Raw genomic sequence first — 16,155 nt, 5'->3', positions numbered from 1 at the left:
TGGTGATGACGGAAAGTAGCAGGCCACGACGCCGGATCGGATGAGGATTCGGCTTGGTTAAACGGATTCAGGAGCGCGCGCCGGAGCCGCCGGGGAAGTCGCAGGTGACGTGCGGACCCGGTGGTGCGATTCCACCGCGGGAGGGGAATCGCGGCCCGAACGCCGGGCACGCCGAAACGGGGGACCGCCGAGGCGGTCCCCCGTTGGACGGGAGGGGCGGTGCGGTCAGGCCAGCGTGGCCAGGCCGCGCGCGTTGGCGCGGGCGGCGCCGCGCGAGACGGCCACCGGGTCCCAGCCCGCCGGGCGCTCCGGCAGGAGTTCCCTGTTGCCGACGACCGAGCCCTTCGCGATCTCGCCGAACAGCAGGGGCCTGCCGATGATCTGGCCCGCGCACACCACGCCGCCCGCCATCACGCCGGTGATGCCGCTGCCGAACTGCGTGCTCTGGCCGACGACGTACAGGCCTCCCACACCGGTCTCGAACACCGGCCGCTGGCCCGCGTCGCCCCACTTGGCCATGCCGAACGGGGTGCCGCCGGACGAGCGGGTGTAGCGCTCCTGCGTGAGCGGCGACGCCATCTCCAGGTGCACGATGCTGTCGCGGAACGGGCCGAGCGCCCGTTCACCGGCCTTCACGACGGCCTCGGTGAAGCGCTCCTTCTCGGCCAGGTAGTTCGGGTCGCGGCGGTACTTCCCGCCGTCGGCGGGGCCGCTCTCCACACCCCAGCCCTCGTAGCCGGGCGGGCACAGCGTGATCAGCTGGAACGTCGAGTGGCCCTTCGGGTGCATGTGCCGCGAGTCGCCGTCCTTGCGCGAGGCGAAGGAGATGAACAGGTGCTTGATCTCCTCCGGCTGCCCGTCGTTGTGCAGGCTCTCGTACAGGTGCTCGATGTCGTCCCCGGCGTACCACCACATGTTGGCGTCCTCGGGCCGCGTGTCCAGCTCGCGGTCCAGCGCCACGTAGACCGTCGCGAACGGCAGGCCCATCGACGCTTCCTCGGTGTCGCGCACCAGTTCCGGCGAGAAGTGCTCGGGCCCCACCAGGTCGAGGATCGTGCGCCGGTAGTCGGCGTTGGAGATCACCAGCGGGGACGTCAGCTCGGTGCCGTCCTCCAGCACCACGCCCCTGACGGTGTTGTCGACGACCTGGATCCGGTCCACCTGGGAGTTGGTGCGCATCTCGCCGCCGTGCGCCTCGATGACCTCGGTCAGCGTGGCCGCGATCATCTGGCCGCCGCCCACCGGGTGGTAGGCGCCTCGGATGTAGTGGTCGGTGATCATCGAGTGCGTCGCGACGGACACCTCGGTCGGGCCGAGGCCGTAGTTCGGGGACTGGGCGGCCAGCACGGTCCGCAGCCGCGTCGAGAGCTTGCAGTGGTCGAACAGCGTGACCAGCTTGTGCCAGCCCCAGCCCTGGAGGTACTGCGTGCCCTCCATGATCTCCTCGAACGGCATGTCCGGCGCCCAGCCGAGCGCGAAGTGCTGCTCGCCGCCGGTCGCCCGGACGACCTCGCAGTACTCGCGGATCCCCTCGACCTCGTCGGGGAACGCCGCTTCCAGGCGCTGCCGGTACTCCTCCCAGTCCGACGGCACGTCGAACGTGAGGCCGGGCATCACGATCTTGTCGAACCCGTCGGGGTTGAGCTGGTGGAACTCCACCCTGCCCTCGGCCCCGAGACCGCGCAGCACGGTCGGGATGATCCCGTCCTCCCCGCAGTCGCCGAGGTAGTGGACGCCGACGTCGAACTCGTACTTCCTCCGCCTCCGGAACACGTGGCTGTTGCCACCCGCCCAGTCGTGTTGCTCCAGCACGAGCACCTTGCGTCCGCTGGCGGCCAGGTACGCGGCGCTCGTCAGGCCGCCGAGACCTCCACCGACGACGATGGCATCCCAGTCACTTCGTTGTGTCGTCAACGCGACTCCGCTCGAAGATCGGAGCAACCCCTGTCTGGCTGCTCTCCGGTAAGGGCACCCCACTGAGATTCCTCCCTTCGGCGCAGTACTCCTACCCCTGCTAACCCCTAAAACATCGTTATATGACGCCGTTTTTTGGTGAATATCATTCGCGTTCAGGGGTGTTCTACGGGTGTCTCCAGTCGCTGTCCTCGCAGGTGGGAGGGTGTTGGGGAGCGGAGTCGCGTCTCGGATCGGATGCGATCACGCGGTTCCGCCACCCCGAGCCGGTACAGCTCGGGGTGGCGGCCGAGGAGGCCCCCCGGAGCCCCGCGGAGGGCGGGCGCGATCGTCCTGATGCCGTAGCGCCCGCCCCGCGCGGATTGCTACCTCCGGGTGATGGCCGACCGCCCGTTCCCCCGCGACCCCCTCCGCGGCCGGGGGACGCGTAGGGGTTTCGTCGTCACGCCGCGGCGCGGCGGCGGAACAGCCACGTGGCGAACGCGACCGACGCCGCGAGCAGGCCCGTGCACCACAGGACGGCGAGCAGGCCGTTGTCGCCGACGGGGGTGCCGGTCAGCAGCGCCCGCACGGTCTCGATCACCGGGGTGATCGGCTGGTGCTCGCTGATGCTCCCGAGGAAGGCGGGCATGGTGTGCGTCGGGACGAAGGCGCTGCTGAGGTACGGCAGGAACAGCATCACGAAGGTGAGCGCGCTGGCCGACTCGACCGACTTCGCGATCACGCCCAGGCCCGCGGCGAGCCAGGAGAGAGCAAGGACGTAGAGCAGCAGCAGGCCCGCCACCAGCAGCCACTCCACGACGGTCGCGCTCGGCCGGAACCCCAGGGCGACGGCGGCGGAGACGACGATCGTGGTGGACGCGGCGTTGCGGACGACGCTGGCCGCCACGTGCCCGGTGAGCACGGCCGAGCCGCGGACGGGAAGGGTCCTGAGCCGGTCGATCATGCCGGTCGTCATGTCGTTCGTGACGGCCATGGCGGTGGAGGCGGCCCCGTAGCCGGTGCAGAGCAGGACGATCCCCGGCACCACGTAGTCCAGGTACGCGGTCCCGGTGGTGATCGCGCCGCCGAAGACGTAGACGAACAGCAGCATCATCAGCAGCGGGAGGGCGATCGACATCACCAGCGTCTCGGTGTTGCGCCGGGTGAGGCGGACGCAGCGGCCGATCAGGGTCAGGTGGTCGGAGAGGGCGTTGGCGAAGCCCGTGTGCGCGGCGGTCATCGGGTCGCTCCACCGGTGAACGCGAGGAACACGTCGTCCAGGGTCGGGCGGTGGGAGCCGACCGTGGCGACCGGCACCCCCGCCGCGCGCAGGGTGTCCAGGACGTGGTGCTGGTGGGCGGCGGTGCCGTCCGACGGGAGGCCCAGGGTCAGCGGGCCGTCCACCTGCTGGGCGGACAGCAGTTCCGCCGCGCGGGCGGCGTCCGGCTCGGCGGTGAAGCCGAGGGTCAGGCGGTGGCCCCCCACCCGTGACTTCACCTCGTCCGTGGTGCCCTGCACCGCGACCCTCCCGCGGTGCAGCAGGGCGACGTGGTCGGCCAGCCGGTCGGCCTCCTCCAGGTACTGGGTGGTCAGGACGACGGTCGTGCCCGAGGTCACCAGGTCCTTGACGGCGTCCCACACGGTCGACCTGCTGACCGGGTCGAGGCCGGTGGTCGGCTCGTCCAGGAAGATCACCTCGGGGTTCGACACCAGGCTCATCGCGAGGTCGAGGCGGCGCCTCATGCCGCCGCTGTAGGTCTTGACCCGCCGGTCCGCGGCGTCCACGAGGTCGAAGCGGTCCAGCAGGTCGGCCGCGCGGCGCCCGGCCGCCGGGCCCAGGTGCATGAGCCTGCCGATCACGACCAGGTTCTCCCGGCCGGTCTGCTGCTCGTCCACGGCCGCGAACTGGCCGGTGAGGCTGATGGTGGCGCGGACCTTCGCCGGTTCGCGCACGACGTCGTGGCCCGCCACCCGTGCGGTGCCCGCGCTCGGCCTGGTCAACGTCGTCAGGATGCGGACGGTGGTGGTCTTGCCCGCGCCGTTCGGGCCCAGCAGGGCGACGACCGTGCCCCGCTCGACCCGCAGGTCGACACCGTCCAACACCGTTGTCGCGCCGTAGCGCTTCGTCAGGCCCTCTGCTTCGACGATCACCGGTCCCCCTTGTGCGTAGTGCGTACGCTTAAAAGCGTATCTCATACGCATAAGCGATCGGAAGGGGCTTTCCTAGACTGGCTCGGACGAGAGGGAGCGGATGACCGAGGAGAACGACCTGCCCGCCGAGGTGGCCCTGCTCTGGGGGCTGCGCGACACCGCGCGGCGCGGCCGGAAACCGTCGCTCACGGTCGCCGACATCACCCGCGCCGCCGTCGAGGTCGCGGACGCCGACGGGATCGGCGCGGTGTCGATGGCCAAGGTCGCCGAGCGGCTCGGCAACGCCACGATGGCGCTCTACCGGCACGTGAAGAGCAAGAACGACCTGCTGCTGCTCATGGCCGACGCGGCGATCGGGCCCGCGCCCGCGCTGCCGGAGGGGCTGGAGTGGCGCGCGGCGCTGACGGTCTGGGTGCGGGGCGTGCTCGACGCGCTGCGCGAGCACCCCTGGGTGGTGCACCTCCCCATCAGCGGACCGCCGGTCGGTCCGAACAACCTCTCCTGGTTCGACCGGGCGCTCGGAGCGCTGGGGGACAGCGGGCTGTCGGAGGACTCCAAGGTCGGCGTGGTGATGGGGCTGCTGACCTACGTCCAGGGCGAGGCGCGGCTGAGCACCGACCTGGCCGCGGGCTACCAGGAGAACCCGGAGGCGTTCGGGCGGCAGTACGGGCGGGCGCTGGCGGCCGTGGTCGACCCGGAGCGGTTCCCGGCGTTGAGCAAGCTGGTCGCCTCCGGCGTGTTCGACGCGGACGTCCCCTACGACGAGGAGGTCGACGGGCTGTTCGGGCTGAACCTGTACCTGGACGGCGTCGCGGCCCTCATCGAGCGCACGACGCGGTAGCGGCCCGGCCGTCGCGCGACGTGGCATTTTCCCCACTCCGGCGGATTCGTCGGCCCGAACACGTATTTGTCACCCGTCTGGTCCCTCTGTGTCTGGTGGTATGGCTATGCCCGACCGTCGAACAACTGATGGGGGCCTGGGATGAGCATCGCTGTCCACGGTTCGGTCGAACCCCTGCCCGATCCGACCGCCGCGGAGCACGACGCGGCGTCGGACCTGTTCGCGAGCCTGCTGGCGAGCGACGACCGGCCGGGGGTGAGGGTGGTCCCGGTCGCCGAGCGGTCGGACCTGGCACGGACGCGGCTGCTGGACGCGTACGCGCTGCTGGCGGGCGGCAACGAACTGCCGGTGCTGCGCGGTCGCGCCGACGAGCGGTCGTCGCCCTACGGGGTGTTCGCGGACGCGTTCGAGCACGCCACCGGGAACCCCGAGGAGTTCACGGAGCTGGAGCAGGACGCGAACCTGCTGCTGCGCGGGCTGTTCCGGTCGCTGCGCACACCGGGTTGGGCGCGGGAGGCGCTGGGCGTGGCCGACGCGGAGCACCACCGGCTGCACCGGGCCGTGGCGGCGACGCTGGACGCGATGTCCGGGCCCGCGGGGACGGTGGTGCTGCTCGACGGCGTCCACCACGCCGACCCCGCGTCGATCGCGCTGCTCGACCACCTCGTCCGGCGCGGGCCCCGCACCCCGATCCTGCTGGTCGTGGCGCACGACCCCCACCGGGCCCCCGCGTCGCTGGCGGCCGTCCTCGACGAAGCCGGGCGGTACCGCCCCGACGACGCGATCGCGCCGGTGGTGCGGTTGGTCGACGCGGGCCGCCACCGCCTGACCCAGCGGGAGCACACGGTGCTGGCGGTGCTCGCCGAGGGCCTGACCGCCGACGCCATCGCCCGCAGGCTCGACATCTCGCCGCGCACCGTCCACCGGCACCTCCAGCACCTGTACCGCAAGCTCGGCACCGCGGACCGGCTCGCCACCGTCCTGCACGCCAAGTCCCTCGGCATCCTGCCGTGAGGTGCCGGCCGGTCAGGCGGCACGGGTGAAGCGGTCGATCCGCTCGACCAGTGCGCGCATGTCGTCGTCGGCGAAGAGGGACACGAGGCCGCGCAGCGCGCGCAGCCGGTCCTTGGTGCGCGTCGACGAGACCTTCGCCGAGGAGTCCACGGCCTGGAGACCGACCTTGGCCGCGTGCTCGAAGTCCCGCTCCAGCGCGTGGTTCAGGGTCAGCGCGATCTGGCTCAGCGCCCGGCTCCTGGTCATCCCCTCCGGGTAGTTGGCGATGGCCGAGGTGAGCGGCGGGATCGCGAACGACGTGTAGGCCGGGTCGACCGAGCGCGCCAGTTCGGTGTAGACGATCCCGGTCATCGCCTCCAGGTCGACCTCGTCGAAGAACGCCGACCACGTCGGCGGCGCACCGCGGTCGGCCGCCTCGAAGGCGTCCCGCGCGGTGCCCATCCGCGTCAGCGCCAGGTCCCTGTCGCCCATCCTGGCGTGCGTCCACGCCTGGTTGACGCACAGGATCGCCACGCTCAGCCCGCACTCCGCCCTCCGCGCCGTCACCTCGCCGAGCCGGAACGCCGTCAGCGCCTCGTCGAGGACGTCGTGGTGCAGGTGGAAGCGCCCCGTCCGGTAGAGGATGTTGGCGGTCAGGTCGTGGTTGCCCACCAGCGCGGCCAACTCCGAGGCGCGGCGCACGTGGATCCACGCCAGGACCTCCTCGGCCGAGTCGAAGCACGTCCACGCCGCGAGGTTGTGCAGGTCCGCCATGGCGGAGCCCAGTTTGCCCCGCACGGTCTCCGTGGTGCTGGAGTGGGAGAGCACCCGCTCGCTCCACGACGAGAGGGTGAGGACCGCCTCGCGGCAGGACTCCCCGCCGAACCGGTAGTCGAGGGCGCGGAACTGCTTCGTCGCCGACTCCACGTGCCGCACCTCGGCCATCCCGCTGTGCTGGTGCACCGGACGTGAAGCGTCGTCCCCCGGTGCGCCGGTGTCGAACTCGACCATGGTCGAACCTCGCTCACATACTCGGAGCCGCTCGAGTGGTACTCCCAAGGTAGGGATCCCGTAGCCCGAACGTCCGCGCCGCGATCGACACCACCCGAGCGGGCTCGGCCGTTCGAAGGACGCGTGGGGTGCGCGACTGACCCCGATCTGTCAAGGAAACGACCCGGAAGCGCCGTTCCCGGCGTGGCAAGGTTGATCGCGGTCATTCGACGACGACGAAGAGGGTGGCGACCATGGCGATGCTGTCGCGAGCGGTGTGGGGGATCCTCCGGGGCCGGAACCGGGACGACCGAAGACGGAGCCCCGAACCGGAGCGAAGACAGGTCGAGTTCTCCCAGACCCCGCCCGCCGACCCGGTCGTGCTCGACCCGGTCGAGCCCCGCGAGCCCCCGGAGATCGAGGAACTGCTGGTGATGGCCGACGTCGAACTGGCCGAGAAGCAGGAGCAGCTCGACGAACTGGACCGCAGGTACCGGGAGGCCGTGCGGGACCAGCGCAGGCTGGAGGAGGAGAACAGCAGGCTGCGGGGCAGGCTGACCACCGTCTACCGCGGCCTGGTGCCCGAGGAGGTCACCCCGGCGCGCGACCTGCCCGTGACCGCGGAGTCGCCGTCGCACGCGGCGGAACTGGCGCGCCTGCACCTCGCCGACCACCTCAGCCTGCCGGTCGAGGCGTGCGTGCAACTGGACAAGATCGACAACGTGCCGGGGTCGCGCACCTGGGGGGAGAACGCGTGGCGCGGTTTCCTCGCCCTGCACGCCTACGGCGAGGCGCTGGCGGCGCAGGAGAACCCCGGCAACTTCCGCGCGTGGTGCGAGAACTCCCACCACCCGCACGTGTGGCCGCCGAACGCGAAGAAGCTCGCCATGAGCGAGAGCAAGACCGTCGGCAGGTCCGGCCGGATGAGCGCGAAGCGCATGTTCCCGGTGGACCGCGCCTACGACCCCTCGGGAGCGGTCTTCATGGAGGCCCACCTGAAGATCGGCGTCGGACGCGGCACGCTGCTGCCCCGCGTGTACTTCGTCGCGGACCGCGGGACGGCCAAGGTGTACGTCGGCTACTTCGGCCCGCACCGGAACGTGCCGAACACCCTCACGTAGTCCTCCCGCCTCGCCGTCGTCGCGAACGGGTCTTCGGGAACCGAGCGGCCACCTGGTACGACTACCGGGGGGATGCCCTGCCTCCGGACCACGAAAGGCCCGCCGATGAACCTCCGACGCCTAGGCGCCGCGCTCCTGCTGACCGGCCTGGCGCTGGTGGGCACCGCCGCGCCCGCGTTCGCGCACGCCGAGCTGATCAGCAGCGATCCGGCCGCGGGCGCGTCGCTGCCCACCGCGCCGACGCAGGTCGTGCTGACCTTCAGCGAACCGGTCGGCCTGGCCGCCACCCCGATCACCGTGACCGGGCCGGACGGGGTCACGTGGAACGTGGCCCAGGTGAACGCGGCGGGGGCCGTGGTCACCGCGGTGGTCGAGCCCACCGGTCCCGCGGGCGAGTACGTCCTGGGCTACCGCGTGGTGTCCGACGACGGCGACGAGGTCGGCGCCGACCTCCGCTTCACGCTGGCCGCCGCGGCCACGCCCAGCACCACCTCCGCCGCGCCCACCACCACCACCGCGCCCACCACCCCGCCCCCGGCCACGTCCAGCGCGCCCGCGGCGTCGACCGCCTCCGAGGAGGGCGACGGCGGCGGCGTCCCGGTGTCGGTGTGGATCATCGGTGCCGTTGTGCTGGCGGGAGCGGGCGCGTTCGCCGCCACGCGCCTCGGCAGGACCAAGAAGGCGGAGTAACCCCTGGTCAACGCGGCGACACCAGCGGGTTGACCTGCCAGTGGCCGTCGTCGTTCGTGGTGGGCAGGTGCACGACCGGCCCCCGGTCGTCGTTGACGGCGAGGAACGTCGCACCGTCCAGCTCCACCGCCGCCACGTGCCACCTGCCCTCGTGCGGCTGCCCGACCAGGTAGTCCGCGACCTCCTCGTCACCCGTGACCGGCCCGCCCAGCAGCGGCACCACCCCGTCCGCGTCGCCGGAGTTCAGCGCGGACCCGTACGCGCGCGCCAGCTCCGCGGGCGACGCCGAGCCGGGGGGCGGCTCGGAGTGGATCCGCAGCGCGATGAACAGGATCCACCCGAGCACCGCGCACAGCGCGAGGACCCGCAGGACCCTGGTGCTCCTCCGCGACTGGGGACGCGGCTCCGAGCCGATGCCGTACATGCCCCGAATCATCCCCTCCGGCGCGCTCGCGGCCCAGTGCTGTGACCGAAGCCCGGTCCGATCCCCTGGGCGTGGCCCTCGAACAGGGGGGTGGCCGACTACGGACAGTCGGCCGACCGGCGATCTTGTTCACGTCCGGGTGGCCTTGGGGTCGATCCCGAGTCGACTCCGCCGGCCTGGGTAGCCAGAGCTGGCGAGACGAAGAGTCCATTCGGGAGAGAGGTTGTCCGATGATCGACCAGAAATCGGTGGAGCGCCTGTACGAGTGCGACGTCATCGACGCGCGCGGTGACCGGATCGGTTCCGTCAAGCAGGTCTGGTTGGACGAGCAGAGCGGCGAGCCGGTCTGGGCCTCCGTCCACACCGGAATCTTCGGGATGCGGGAGAGCTTCGTCCCGATCCAGGGCGCCAAGGTGTCGGACAAGCACATCACCGTGCCGGTGGAGAAGCAGAAGGTCAAGGACGCCCCGGAGGTCGACGCCTCGGGCGGCAGGCTCTCCGACGCCGAGCAGGCCAACCTGTACGAGTACTACGGGATGCCCACGCCCGCCAGCGGCGACCACGACCGGCTCGACGGCGACCGCGCGTCGGCGGCCGGGCGGGACCGGTCCGCGGGGCGCCGGGACGAGCAGAGCATGGTCCGCTCCGAGGAGCACCTGAAGGTCGGCACGGAGCAGGTCGAGACCGGTCGCGTCCGGCTCGTCAAGCACACCGTCACCGAGCAGCAGAACGTCACCGTGCCCGTCTCCCACGAGGAGGTCCGGGTCGTGCGCGAGCCCGTCACGTCCGCCGACGCGGGCACGCGCGACAAGGCCTTCCGCGCCGAGGAGAGCGAGGTCGTGCTGCACGAGGAGCGCCCGGTGGTGGACAAGGAGACGGTCGCGGTCGAGCGCGTCGGCCTCGGCAAGGAGACCGTGACCGAGCAGCGCACCGTGGCCGGCGAGGTGCGCAAGGAGCGCGTCGACGTCGTGGACGACACCGAGCGCGCGCGGGACGACCGCCGGCGGTGAGGCGTCCGCCCCGGCCGGTGGCGACCGCTCGCCACCGGTCAGGGGCGCTCCCCGGCATCGGCTGCCAGCAGGGGGGTGGTGGTCGCTCGACCGGCCACCTGAACCGCCGTGCCGCTAGGCGCGCAGGGCGCGGAGCGCGCGGGCGTCGGTGAGGCCCACCGCCCGTGCCGCCGCGTCCACGGTCGCGCCCCGGCCGATGAGCTGCTCGGCCCGCTCCACCCGCAGCAACTGCTGGTAGCGCAACGGGGTCAGGCCGGTCGCCCTGCGGAAGTGCCGGGTCAGCGTGCGTTCGCTGAAGCCCAGTTCGCGGGACATGTCGACGAGCCGCAGCCGTTCGGTGAACCGGTCCTCGATCAGGTCCTGCAAGCGGTGCGTCAGGTCGTCCACGTGCGCGCGGTGCCGCAGCGGCACGCCGGGGGGCGGCTCGTCGCCCGCGCCCCTCGGGTACACCAGCAGGTCCCTGGCGACGCGCGCGGCGACACCGGGACCCCTGCTCGCTGCGAGCAGGTGCAGCGCCACGTCGAGGCCGCTCGCGCCGCCCGCCGAGGTCGCGATCCTGCCGTCCACGACGTGCAGGACGTCGTCCACCACGGTCGCGGCCGGGGTGGCGTCGGCGAGCACGCGCCCGTGGCCGTGGTGGGTGGTGGCGCGCCTGCCGTCGAGCAGGCCCGCGCGGCCGAGCGAGTCGGCGCCCGTGCCCACGGCGACGACCGTGCCGCCGGTCGCGTGGTGGCGGCGCAGCACGGCGAGGCTCGCCGCCGAGACGGAGCCGCCGCCCGGCACGAACACCAGGTCGGCGGGGGAGAGGTCGGGCCACGTCGCCCCGGCCCGCAGGCCCAGGCCCTCCGCGGTGACCAGGTCCGGCCCATCGGCCACAAAGGACAAGCGGTAGGGCAGGCCGCGGGCGACGGCGGCCCGGTAGACCGCGACCGGGCCCGCCAGGTCGAGCAGGGACAACGCTTGCGGGAGCAAGAACACGACTTCGGTCACGGTGGAGCGCGTTCTCATGGACGATAGATACAAGATCCACTGCCTGGGGACAAATCCGGGGCGGTGCGGTGGTCGTGACCGGGCGTCCGCTACGGCAGGAGCGTGAAGGTCGACCTCCCGAACGCCTCGCCGTTCACCTGGAGGGCGATGGCGTGCTCGCCGGGGTGGTAGACGCGGGTGGTGATGACCTTGAACGAGTGCGTGCGGGCGACCGTCAGCCGCTCACCGGCGGCAAGCGTCCTGGTCGTCAGCTTGAACACCTTGGGCGTGGTCGACCCGTTGGCCTTCCGGTGGTGGACCACGTAGTCGATCGCCAGCCGCGCGGGCGCGGGCCCGGTGTTCTCCACGGCGAAGGAGAAGCCCAGCGCGCCGCCGACCTCCACGGCCGTCGTGTCGAGCAGCGGACCCTCCACCAGCAGACCGGGGACGGGCGGGAACCCGAGCAGCGCCAGCGCCCGCGGGTGGCCCTGCTTGACCAGCGTGCGCAGGCCGTGCCGGACGAGCCGCAGCGTCTCCGGAGCGGGCTCGCCCTCCAACCAGCGCGCCGCCGTGGCCGCGGCGAGCGCGGGGTCGCGGCGGCTGATGTCGTTGAGGTGGTTGGCCACCGAGCGCCGGACGTACTCCGACGGGTCGCGGTGCAGCGCGTCCAGCACCGGCACGGCCGCCGCCGGGTCCTCGACGATCGCCCGCACCCGCTTCGCCCACGGCAGCAGGGGCCGCGTGCCCTCGCTGGCGAGCCTGCGCACGTGCTCGTCGGCGTGGTCGGTCCAGGTCAGCACGATCGGCAGGGCGCGCCCGAGGTCGGCGTCCAGCAGGCGCCGGATGCCGAACTCGGCCGTCAGCCTCGGCGTGAGCTCCGCCAGCAGCGCGAGGGCCCGGTCGAAGGCCTCGGTGCCGCCGTCCGCCAGCGCGCGGCTGGTGACCGCCTCCGTCACCGGCCAGATCATCCAGCCGGTGAACCCCGGATCGCGCAGGGCCTCGCGCACCACGGCCTCGAACCGCGGGAACGCCGGGGGCAGGTCGGCCAGCAGCGCGTCGTGCACGAGGTCGGTGCGCTCGCGCAGACCGAGCCCGCCCAACCTCCCCGCGGCGGCCGTGACGGCCGGAGCGGGCACGGAGAGGGTCCGGGCGAGGCCGGTGACGGCGGCGGCGTCGAGCAGTTCGTCTGCGGTGGGCACGGAACTCCTTGTGGTGGCGGGGAGCCCGAGTCTAGGAGCGGGGTACGACAGTTCCCGGTGGGCTTGACATCGGCGCGGTCCCGGCTATGTTTAACAAGTCGGTTAATTAACGAGTAGGTTAAACATGGCGAGCAGTGATCGGCTCAGCACCATCTTCGCGGCGTTGGCGGACCCCACGCGCCGGGCGATCCTCGCCCGGCTCGCGGACGGGGACGCGACCGTCTCGGAGCTGGCCGAACCGTTCGACATCAGCCTCCCGGCGATCTCCCGGCACCTGAAGGTGCTGGAGGGCGCGGGGCTCATCTCCCGCAGCCGCACGGCCCAGTGGCGGTCGAGCAGGCTGGAGGCGGGACCGCTGCGGGAGGCGACGGACTGGATGGAGCGGTACCGCCGGTTCTGGGACGCCAACTTCGACCGACTCGACGCCCACCTGCGTCGCATCCAAGCCCGAACGGACACCGAGAGGACCCAGACATGACCGAGGCGCCCAACACCGAACTGGTGATGACCCGAGTGTTCGACGCTCCCCGCGAGCTGGTCTACCGGGCCTTCACCGACCCCGACCAGCTGGCGCAGTGGTTCGGGCCGGTCGGGTTCAGCGTGCCGCGCGAGTCCGTCGACCTCGACGTGCGGGTCGGCGGGCACCAGCGGTTCACGATGGTGAGCGACGAGGACCCGTCCTTCACCTCCCCGGTGGACGCGACGTTCCTGGAGGTGGTGCCCAACTCGCTGCTCGTGGGCGCGGAGGCCTGGAACGGCGCGGGGAACCAGCCGCCCGTCGACCGGTTCTCGCTGCGGGTGGAGTTCCACGACGAGGGCGGGAACACGCGGGTCGTGCTGCGGCAGGGACCGTACACGGAGGAGATGGAGAGCATGGCCCGCCTGGGCTGGGAGAGCTCCTTCACCAAGCTGGACCGCCTGCTCGCGGGCTGAGGCGTCGGCCGGGGGATCGCGCCGGTGGTCGGAGGCGCGATCCCCGTGGTCGGAGGAGCTAGCTCGCGCTCGCCGCGGGCAGCGGGAACGGGAGCGGCTGCCCCAGCACCGTCGCCGCCAGCCTCGCGCAGTCCTCCGCGGACCTCGCGTCGCCCATGGCCAGGTGCGACGCCGAGAGGTTCCGCAGCGTCACCGCCTCGTTGTACACGTCCTGGAGGTCCCGGTGCGTCTCCAGCGCGTGCTTGTAGCACTCGACCGCCGTCGGGTACCGCCCCGCCCGGTGGTGGATCCTGCCGAGGCTGTCCTGCGACGCCGCCTCCAGCGGGCGGTTGCCGAGTTCCCGCGACCGCAGCAGCGCCAGTTCGCACAGGACGATCGCCTGCTCGTGGTCGCCGAGGTCGCTGTGCGCGCAGCCGACGTTGTTGAGGCAGTCGGCCTCCATCAGCTGGTCGCCGAGGATCCTGGCGATCTCGTGCGACCGGACCTCGTGCTCCAGCGCCTGCTGGTACATGTTCTGCCGGGTGCACAGGTCCGCGATGTTCTGGTGGGTGCGGCCCTCGCCCCTGAGGTCGCCGAGTTCCACGTACAGCTCCAGCGCCGAGCGGAAGTGGCTCGCCGCGCGCACCAGGTTGCCGAGGTGCTTGTGGGCGAAGCCGAGGCTGCGGTGGACGTACGCGCTGCCCTGCGCCTCGCCGGTCCGCTCGGTCGCCGCGAGCGCCGCCTCCTGCGCGACGACCTTCTGGTGCCAGTGGCCGTTGCGGTCCAGGTACGGGTCGAACGTCCAGCCGAGGCGCCAGGTGTGGTCGTCGAGGTGGTGTTCGGCCGCCATCTCGATGGCCGCGAACAACGTCGAGGAGGCCGCCGTGGTCCACGCCTGGGCGGCCGTGCGGTCGTCGATGACCTCCACCACCGAGCCCTCGCTCATCGGTCGCAGGGCGATGCGGGGGCGGTGCGGGTCGATCAGCGCCGCCGCGGTGAACGCGCTGTGCAGGTAGTGGTCCAGGACGCGGACGCGGGCCGCCCTGCGGTCCTCCGCCGGGTCCGTCGCGGTGGACAGCTCCGTCGCGTAGACGCGCACGAGGTCGTGCATGGTGTAGCGGCGCGGGGCGTGCTGGGTGACGAGGTGGCCGCGTTCCAGTTCGTCCAGCAGCGGCACGGCCTTCGCCACCGGCAGGCCCATGAGGCTGGCCGCCGCCCTGGTGGGGATCTCGGGGCAGGGGTGCAGGGACAGCAGGCGGAACACGTCCGCCGCGGCCGGGCTCAGCGCCTGGTAGGACCAGGTGAACGCCGCACGGGCGTCGATGATCGAGTCGGCGTCGGAGAAGCTGTCGAGGCTGTCGCTGGTCTCGCGCAGGGCCGCCGCCACGGCGCTGAGCGGGTGCAGCGGTTGGAGGGCGGCGCGGGCGGCGACCATCGCGAGCGCCAGCGGGAGGCCCGCGCAGAGTTCGATGATCTCCGAGACGGCCGCCGGGTCCGAGCCCACCGAGCGGCTGCCCAGCCTGCGGGCGAGGAACTCCCGCGACTCCGCCTTCGACAGCGGGGTCAGCAGCAGCGGGCGGGCGCCCTCCACCGCCACCAGCGACAGCAGCTGGTTGCGGCTCGTGACGACGACGTGGCAGCCGGGGGCGCCGGGCAGCAGCGGGCGGACCTGCTCCGCGTCGCGGGCGTTGTCCAGCACCACCAGGACCCGGCGTTCGGCCAGGACGCTGCGGTAGAGGCTCACCTGGGCGTCGAAGCCGACCGGGACGCGGGCCGACGGGACGCCCAGCTCGTCCAGGAAGCGGCGCACCGCGTCCTCCGGCTGCACGGCGTCGCCGGTCTGGTCGAAGCCGCGCAGGTTGAGGTAGAGCTGGCCGTCCGGGTAGAGGTGGGCGATGCGGTGCACGTAGCGGACCGCGAGGGTGGTCTTGCCGACGCCCGCCATGCCGCGGATGAGCGTCACGGCGGTGGCGCCGTGCGGGTCGTCGTGCTCGGCCAGCAGGTGTTCCAGCTCGTCCTTGCGGCCCGCGAAGACCGTGAGGTCGCGCGGGAGCTGGGCGGGCATCACCGACGGCGCGGGAACGGGGGCGTCGGCGAGCGGGGCGACCTCGTGCTGGACCTCCGGCCGCGGCGGCTCCACGTCCTCGCGCAGCACGGCCTCGTGGGCGGCGCGCAGCTCGGGGCCGGGGTCGATGCCGAGCTCCTCGGCCAGCCGGGCGCGGATGGTGGTGTGGACCTCCAGCGCGTCGGCCCGGTAGCCGGCCGCGGCGAGGGCGAGGATCAGCCGGGAGTGCGACGGTTCGTCGAACGGGTGCTGCGACGTCACCCGCTGCAACGGTACGAGCACCGGTTTCGGCAGGCCGCACCGCAGCGCGAGGTCGGTGGCCTCGTTGACCGCGGCGACGTGCTCGCGTTCCAGCGCGGTGAAGACGGCGTGCGAGCGGACCGGCGCGGGCGTGTTCGCCGCCACCGGTCCGTCCCACAGCGCGAGGGCCTCGGCGAACGTGTGGACGGCCTGGCGCTCGTCGCCCGCGTCGCGCTCGGCGCGCGCCCGCGCCATGAGGTCGCGGAAGCGCAGCAGGTCCAGCGTGGCGGCGTCGGTGGTGAAGCGGTAGCCGCCCGCGCCCCTGATCAGCCACCGCCCCGTCTCGCGGTGGCCCAGTTCCGGTTCCAGCGCGCGGCGCAGGGAACCGACGTAGCGGTGCAGCAGGTTGACGGCGCTGCCGGGGTGCTCCTCGCCCCATAGGGCGTCGACGAGCGACGCCACGCTCACGGGCTGCCCGCCGTGGGCGAGGAGCAGTGCGAGGACCGAGCGCTGCTGAGGTGGCCCCAGTTCCACCTCGACACCGTCGAGCCACGCGCGAAGGGGACCGAGCACGGCCAGTCGCAGGTTGCTTCGAGTGCTTTCTGGGAACAACTTCGCTCCGCCGCGGTAGGTGCCTCCCCCGAGGGGGGCACG

The 16,155-nt window shown here is 72.4% G+C and carries 15 protein-coding genes; 7 read left to right on the top strand and 8 right to left on the bottom strand.

Features of this window, described 5'->3' with window-relative positions:
* Nucleotides 1–225: 225 nt before the first annotated feature.
* The 3 genes from VFZ92_RS00995 to VFZ92_RS00985 form a co-directional block, all read right to left on the bottom strand.
* Nucleotides 226–1,914, bottom strand: a complete 1,689-nt coding sequence (locus tag VFZ92_RS00995; protein ID WP_330873713.1) for an NAD(P)/FAD-dependent oxidoreductase — start codon at nt 1,912–1,914, stop codon at nt 226–228.
* A gap of 442 nt (nt 1,915–2,356) precedes the next feature.
* Nucleotides 2,357–3,136, bottom strand: a complete 780-nt coding sequence (locus VFZ92_RS00990) for an ABC transporter permease (protein WP_330873712.1) — start codon at nt 3,134–3,136, stop codon at nt 2,357–2,359.
* A complete protein-coding gene (locus VFZ92_RS00985) occupies nt 3,133–4,092 on the bottom strand; it encodes an ATP-binding cassette domain-containing protein (RefSeq protein ID WP_414719775.1) in 960 nt (319 codons plus the stop codon). Before VFZ92_RS00985 ends, VFZ92_RS00990 begins: the two co-directional genes overlap by 4 nt.
* 55 nt (nt 4,093–4,147) lie before the next feature.
* On the opposite strand from VFZ92_RS00985, the gene VFZ92_RS00980 reads away from it, so the two are divergent.
* Both VFZ92_RS00980 and VFZ92_RS00975 read left to right on the top strand, forming a co-directional pair.
* Nucleotides 4,148–4,888 carry a TetR/AcrR family transcriptional regulator gene (locus VFZ92_RS00980; RefSeq protein ID WP_330873711.1) on the top strand — a complete coding sequence of 247 codons (741 nt, stop codon included), beginning with the start codon at nt 4,148–4,150 and terminating at the stop codon, nt 4,886–4,888.
* Between the two features lie 141 nt (nt 4,889–5,029).
* A complete protein-coding gene (locus VFZ92_RS00975; protein ID WP_330873710.1) occupies nt 5,030–5,902 on the top strand; it encodes a LuxR C-terminal-related transcriptional regulator in 873 nt (290 codons plus the stop codon).
* Nucleotides 5,903–5,914: 12 nt separating this feature from the next.
* On the opposite strand, the gene VFZ92_RS00970 is transcribed toward VFZ92_RS00975, so the two are convergent.
* The gene (locus VFZ92_RS00970; RefSeq protein WP_330873709.1) at nt 5,915–6,892 is read right to left on the bottom strand and encodes a transcriptional regulator; all 978 of its coding nucleotides are present in this window, start codon (nt 6,890–6,892) and stop codon (nt 5,915–5,917) included.
* A gap of 233 nt (nt 6,893–7,125) precedes the next feature.
* Between VFZ92_RS00970 and VFZ92_RS00965 the strand changes: the two genes are divergently transcribed.
* Both VFZ92_RS00965 and VFZ92_RS00960 read left to right on the top strand, forming a co-directional pair.
* Nucleotides 7,126–7,992: a hypothetical protein gene (locus VFZ92_RS00965; protein WP_330873708.1), complete on the top strand. Its 867-nt coding sequence runs from the start codon at nt 7,126–7,128 to the stop codon at nt 7,990–7,992.
* A gap of 105 nt (nt 7,993–8,097) precedes the next feature.
* Nucleotides 8,098–8,682 carry a copper resistance CopC family protein gene (locus VFZ92_RS00960; RefSeq protein ID WP_330873707.1) on the top strand — a complete coding sequence of 195 codons (585 nt, stop codon included), beginning with the start codon at nt 8,098–8,100 and terminating at the stop codon, nt 8,680–8,682.
* Nucleotides 8,683–8,689: 7 nt separating this feature from the next.
* On the opposite strand, the gene VFZ92_RS00955 is transcribed toward VFZ92_RS00960, so the two are convergent.
* Nucleotides 8,690–9,106 carry a hypothetical protein gene (locus VFZ92_RS00955; RefSeq protein ID WP_330873706.1) on the bottom strand — a complete coding sequence of 139 codons (417 nt, stop codon included), beginning with the start codon at nt 9,104–9,106 and terminating at the stop codon, nt 8,690–8,692.
* 230 nt (nt 9,107–9,336) lie between these two features.
* Here VFZ92_RS00955 and VFZ92_RS00950 point away from each other — a divergent pair, with 230 nt between their 5' ends.
* Nucleotides 9,337–10,116: a PRC and DUF2382 domain-containing protein gene (locus VFZ92_RS00950; protein ID WP_330873705.1), complete on the top strand. Its 780-nt coding sequence runs from the start codon at nt 9,337–9,339 to the stop codon at nt 10,114–10,116.
* A gap of 114 nt (nt 10,117–10,230) precedes the next feature.
* On the opposite strand, the gene VFZ92_RS00945 is transcribed toward VFZ92_RS00950, so the two are convergent.
* Together VFZ92_RS00945 and VFZ92_RS00940 are read right to left on the bottom strand one after the other, a co-directional pair.
* A complete protein-coding gene (locus VFZ92_RS00945; RefSeq protein ID WP_330873704.1) occupies nt 10,231–11,094 on the bottom strand; it encodes a GlxA family transcriptional regulator in 864 nt (287 codons plus the stop codon).
* A 101-nt stretch (nt 11,095–11,195) separates the two neighbouring features.
* A complete protein-coding gene (locus VFZ92_RS00940) occupies nt 11,196–12,284 on the bottom strand; it encodes a DNA alkylation repair protein (protein ID WP_330873703.1) in 1,089 nt (362 codons plus the stop codon).
* 124 nt (nt 12,285–12,408) lie between these two features.
* On the opposite strand from VFZ92_RS00940, the gene VFZ92_RS00935 reads away from it, so the two are divergent.
* Both VFZ92_RS00935 and VFZ92_RS00930 read left to right on the top strand, forming a co-directional pair.
* Nucleotides 12,409–12,762, top strand: coding sequence for a metalloregulator ArsR/SmtB family transcription factor (locus VFZ92_RS00935; protein ID WP_330873702.1), 354 nt, complete (start codon nt 12,409–12,411; stop codon nt 12,760–12,762).
* Entirely contained in the window at nt 12,759–13,217 is a 459-nt protein-coding gene (locus VFZ92_RS00930; RefSeq protein ID WP_330873701.1) for an SRPBCC family protein, read from the top strand. The genes VFZ92_RS00935 and VFZ92_RS00930 overlap by 4 nt, the downstream gene beginning before the upstream one ends.
* A 58-nt stretch (nt 13,218–13,275) precedes the next feature.
* Here VFZ92_RS00930 and VFZ92_RS00925 read toward each other — a convergent pair whose 3' ends face one another.
* Complete coding sequence (locus VFZ92_RS00925) at nt 13,276–16,074, bottom strand: AfsR/SARP family transcriptional regulator (RefSeq protein WP_330873700.1); 2,799 nt, start codon at nt 16,072–16,074, stop codon at nt 13,276–13,278.
* Nucleotides 16,075–16,155 lie beyond the last annotated feature (81 nt).

It is taken from the genome of Umezawaea sp. (assembly GCF_036375055.1).
Lineage (GTDB): Bacteria > Actinomycetota > Actinomycetes > Mycobacteriales > Pseudonocardiaceae > Umezawaea.
Note: the sequence above shows the minus strand (reverse complement) of the source record. Positions and strands in the feature narration are given on the sequence as shown.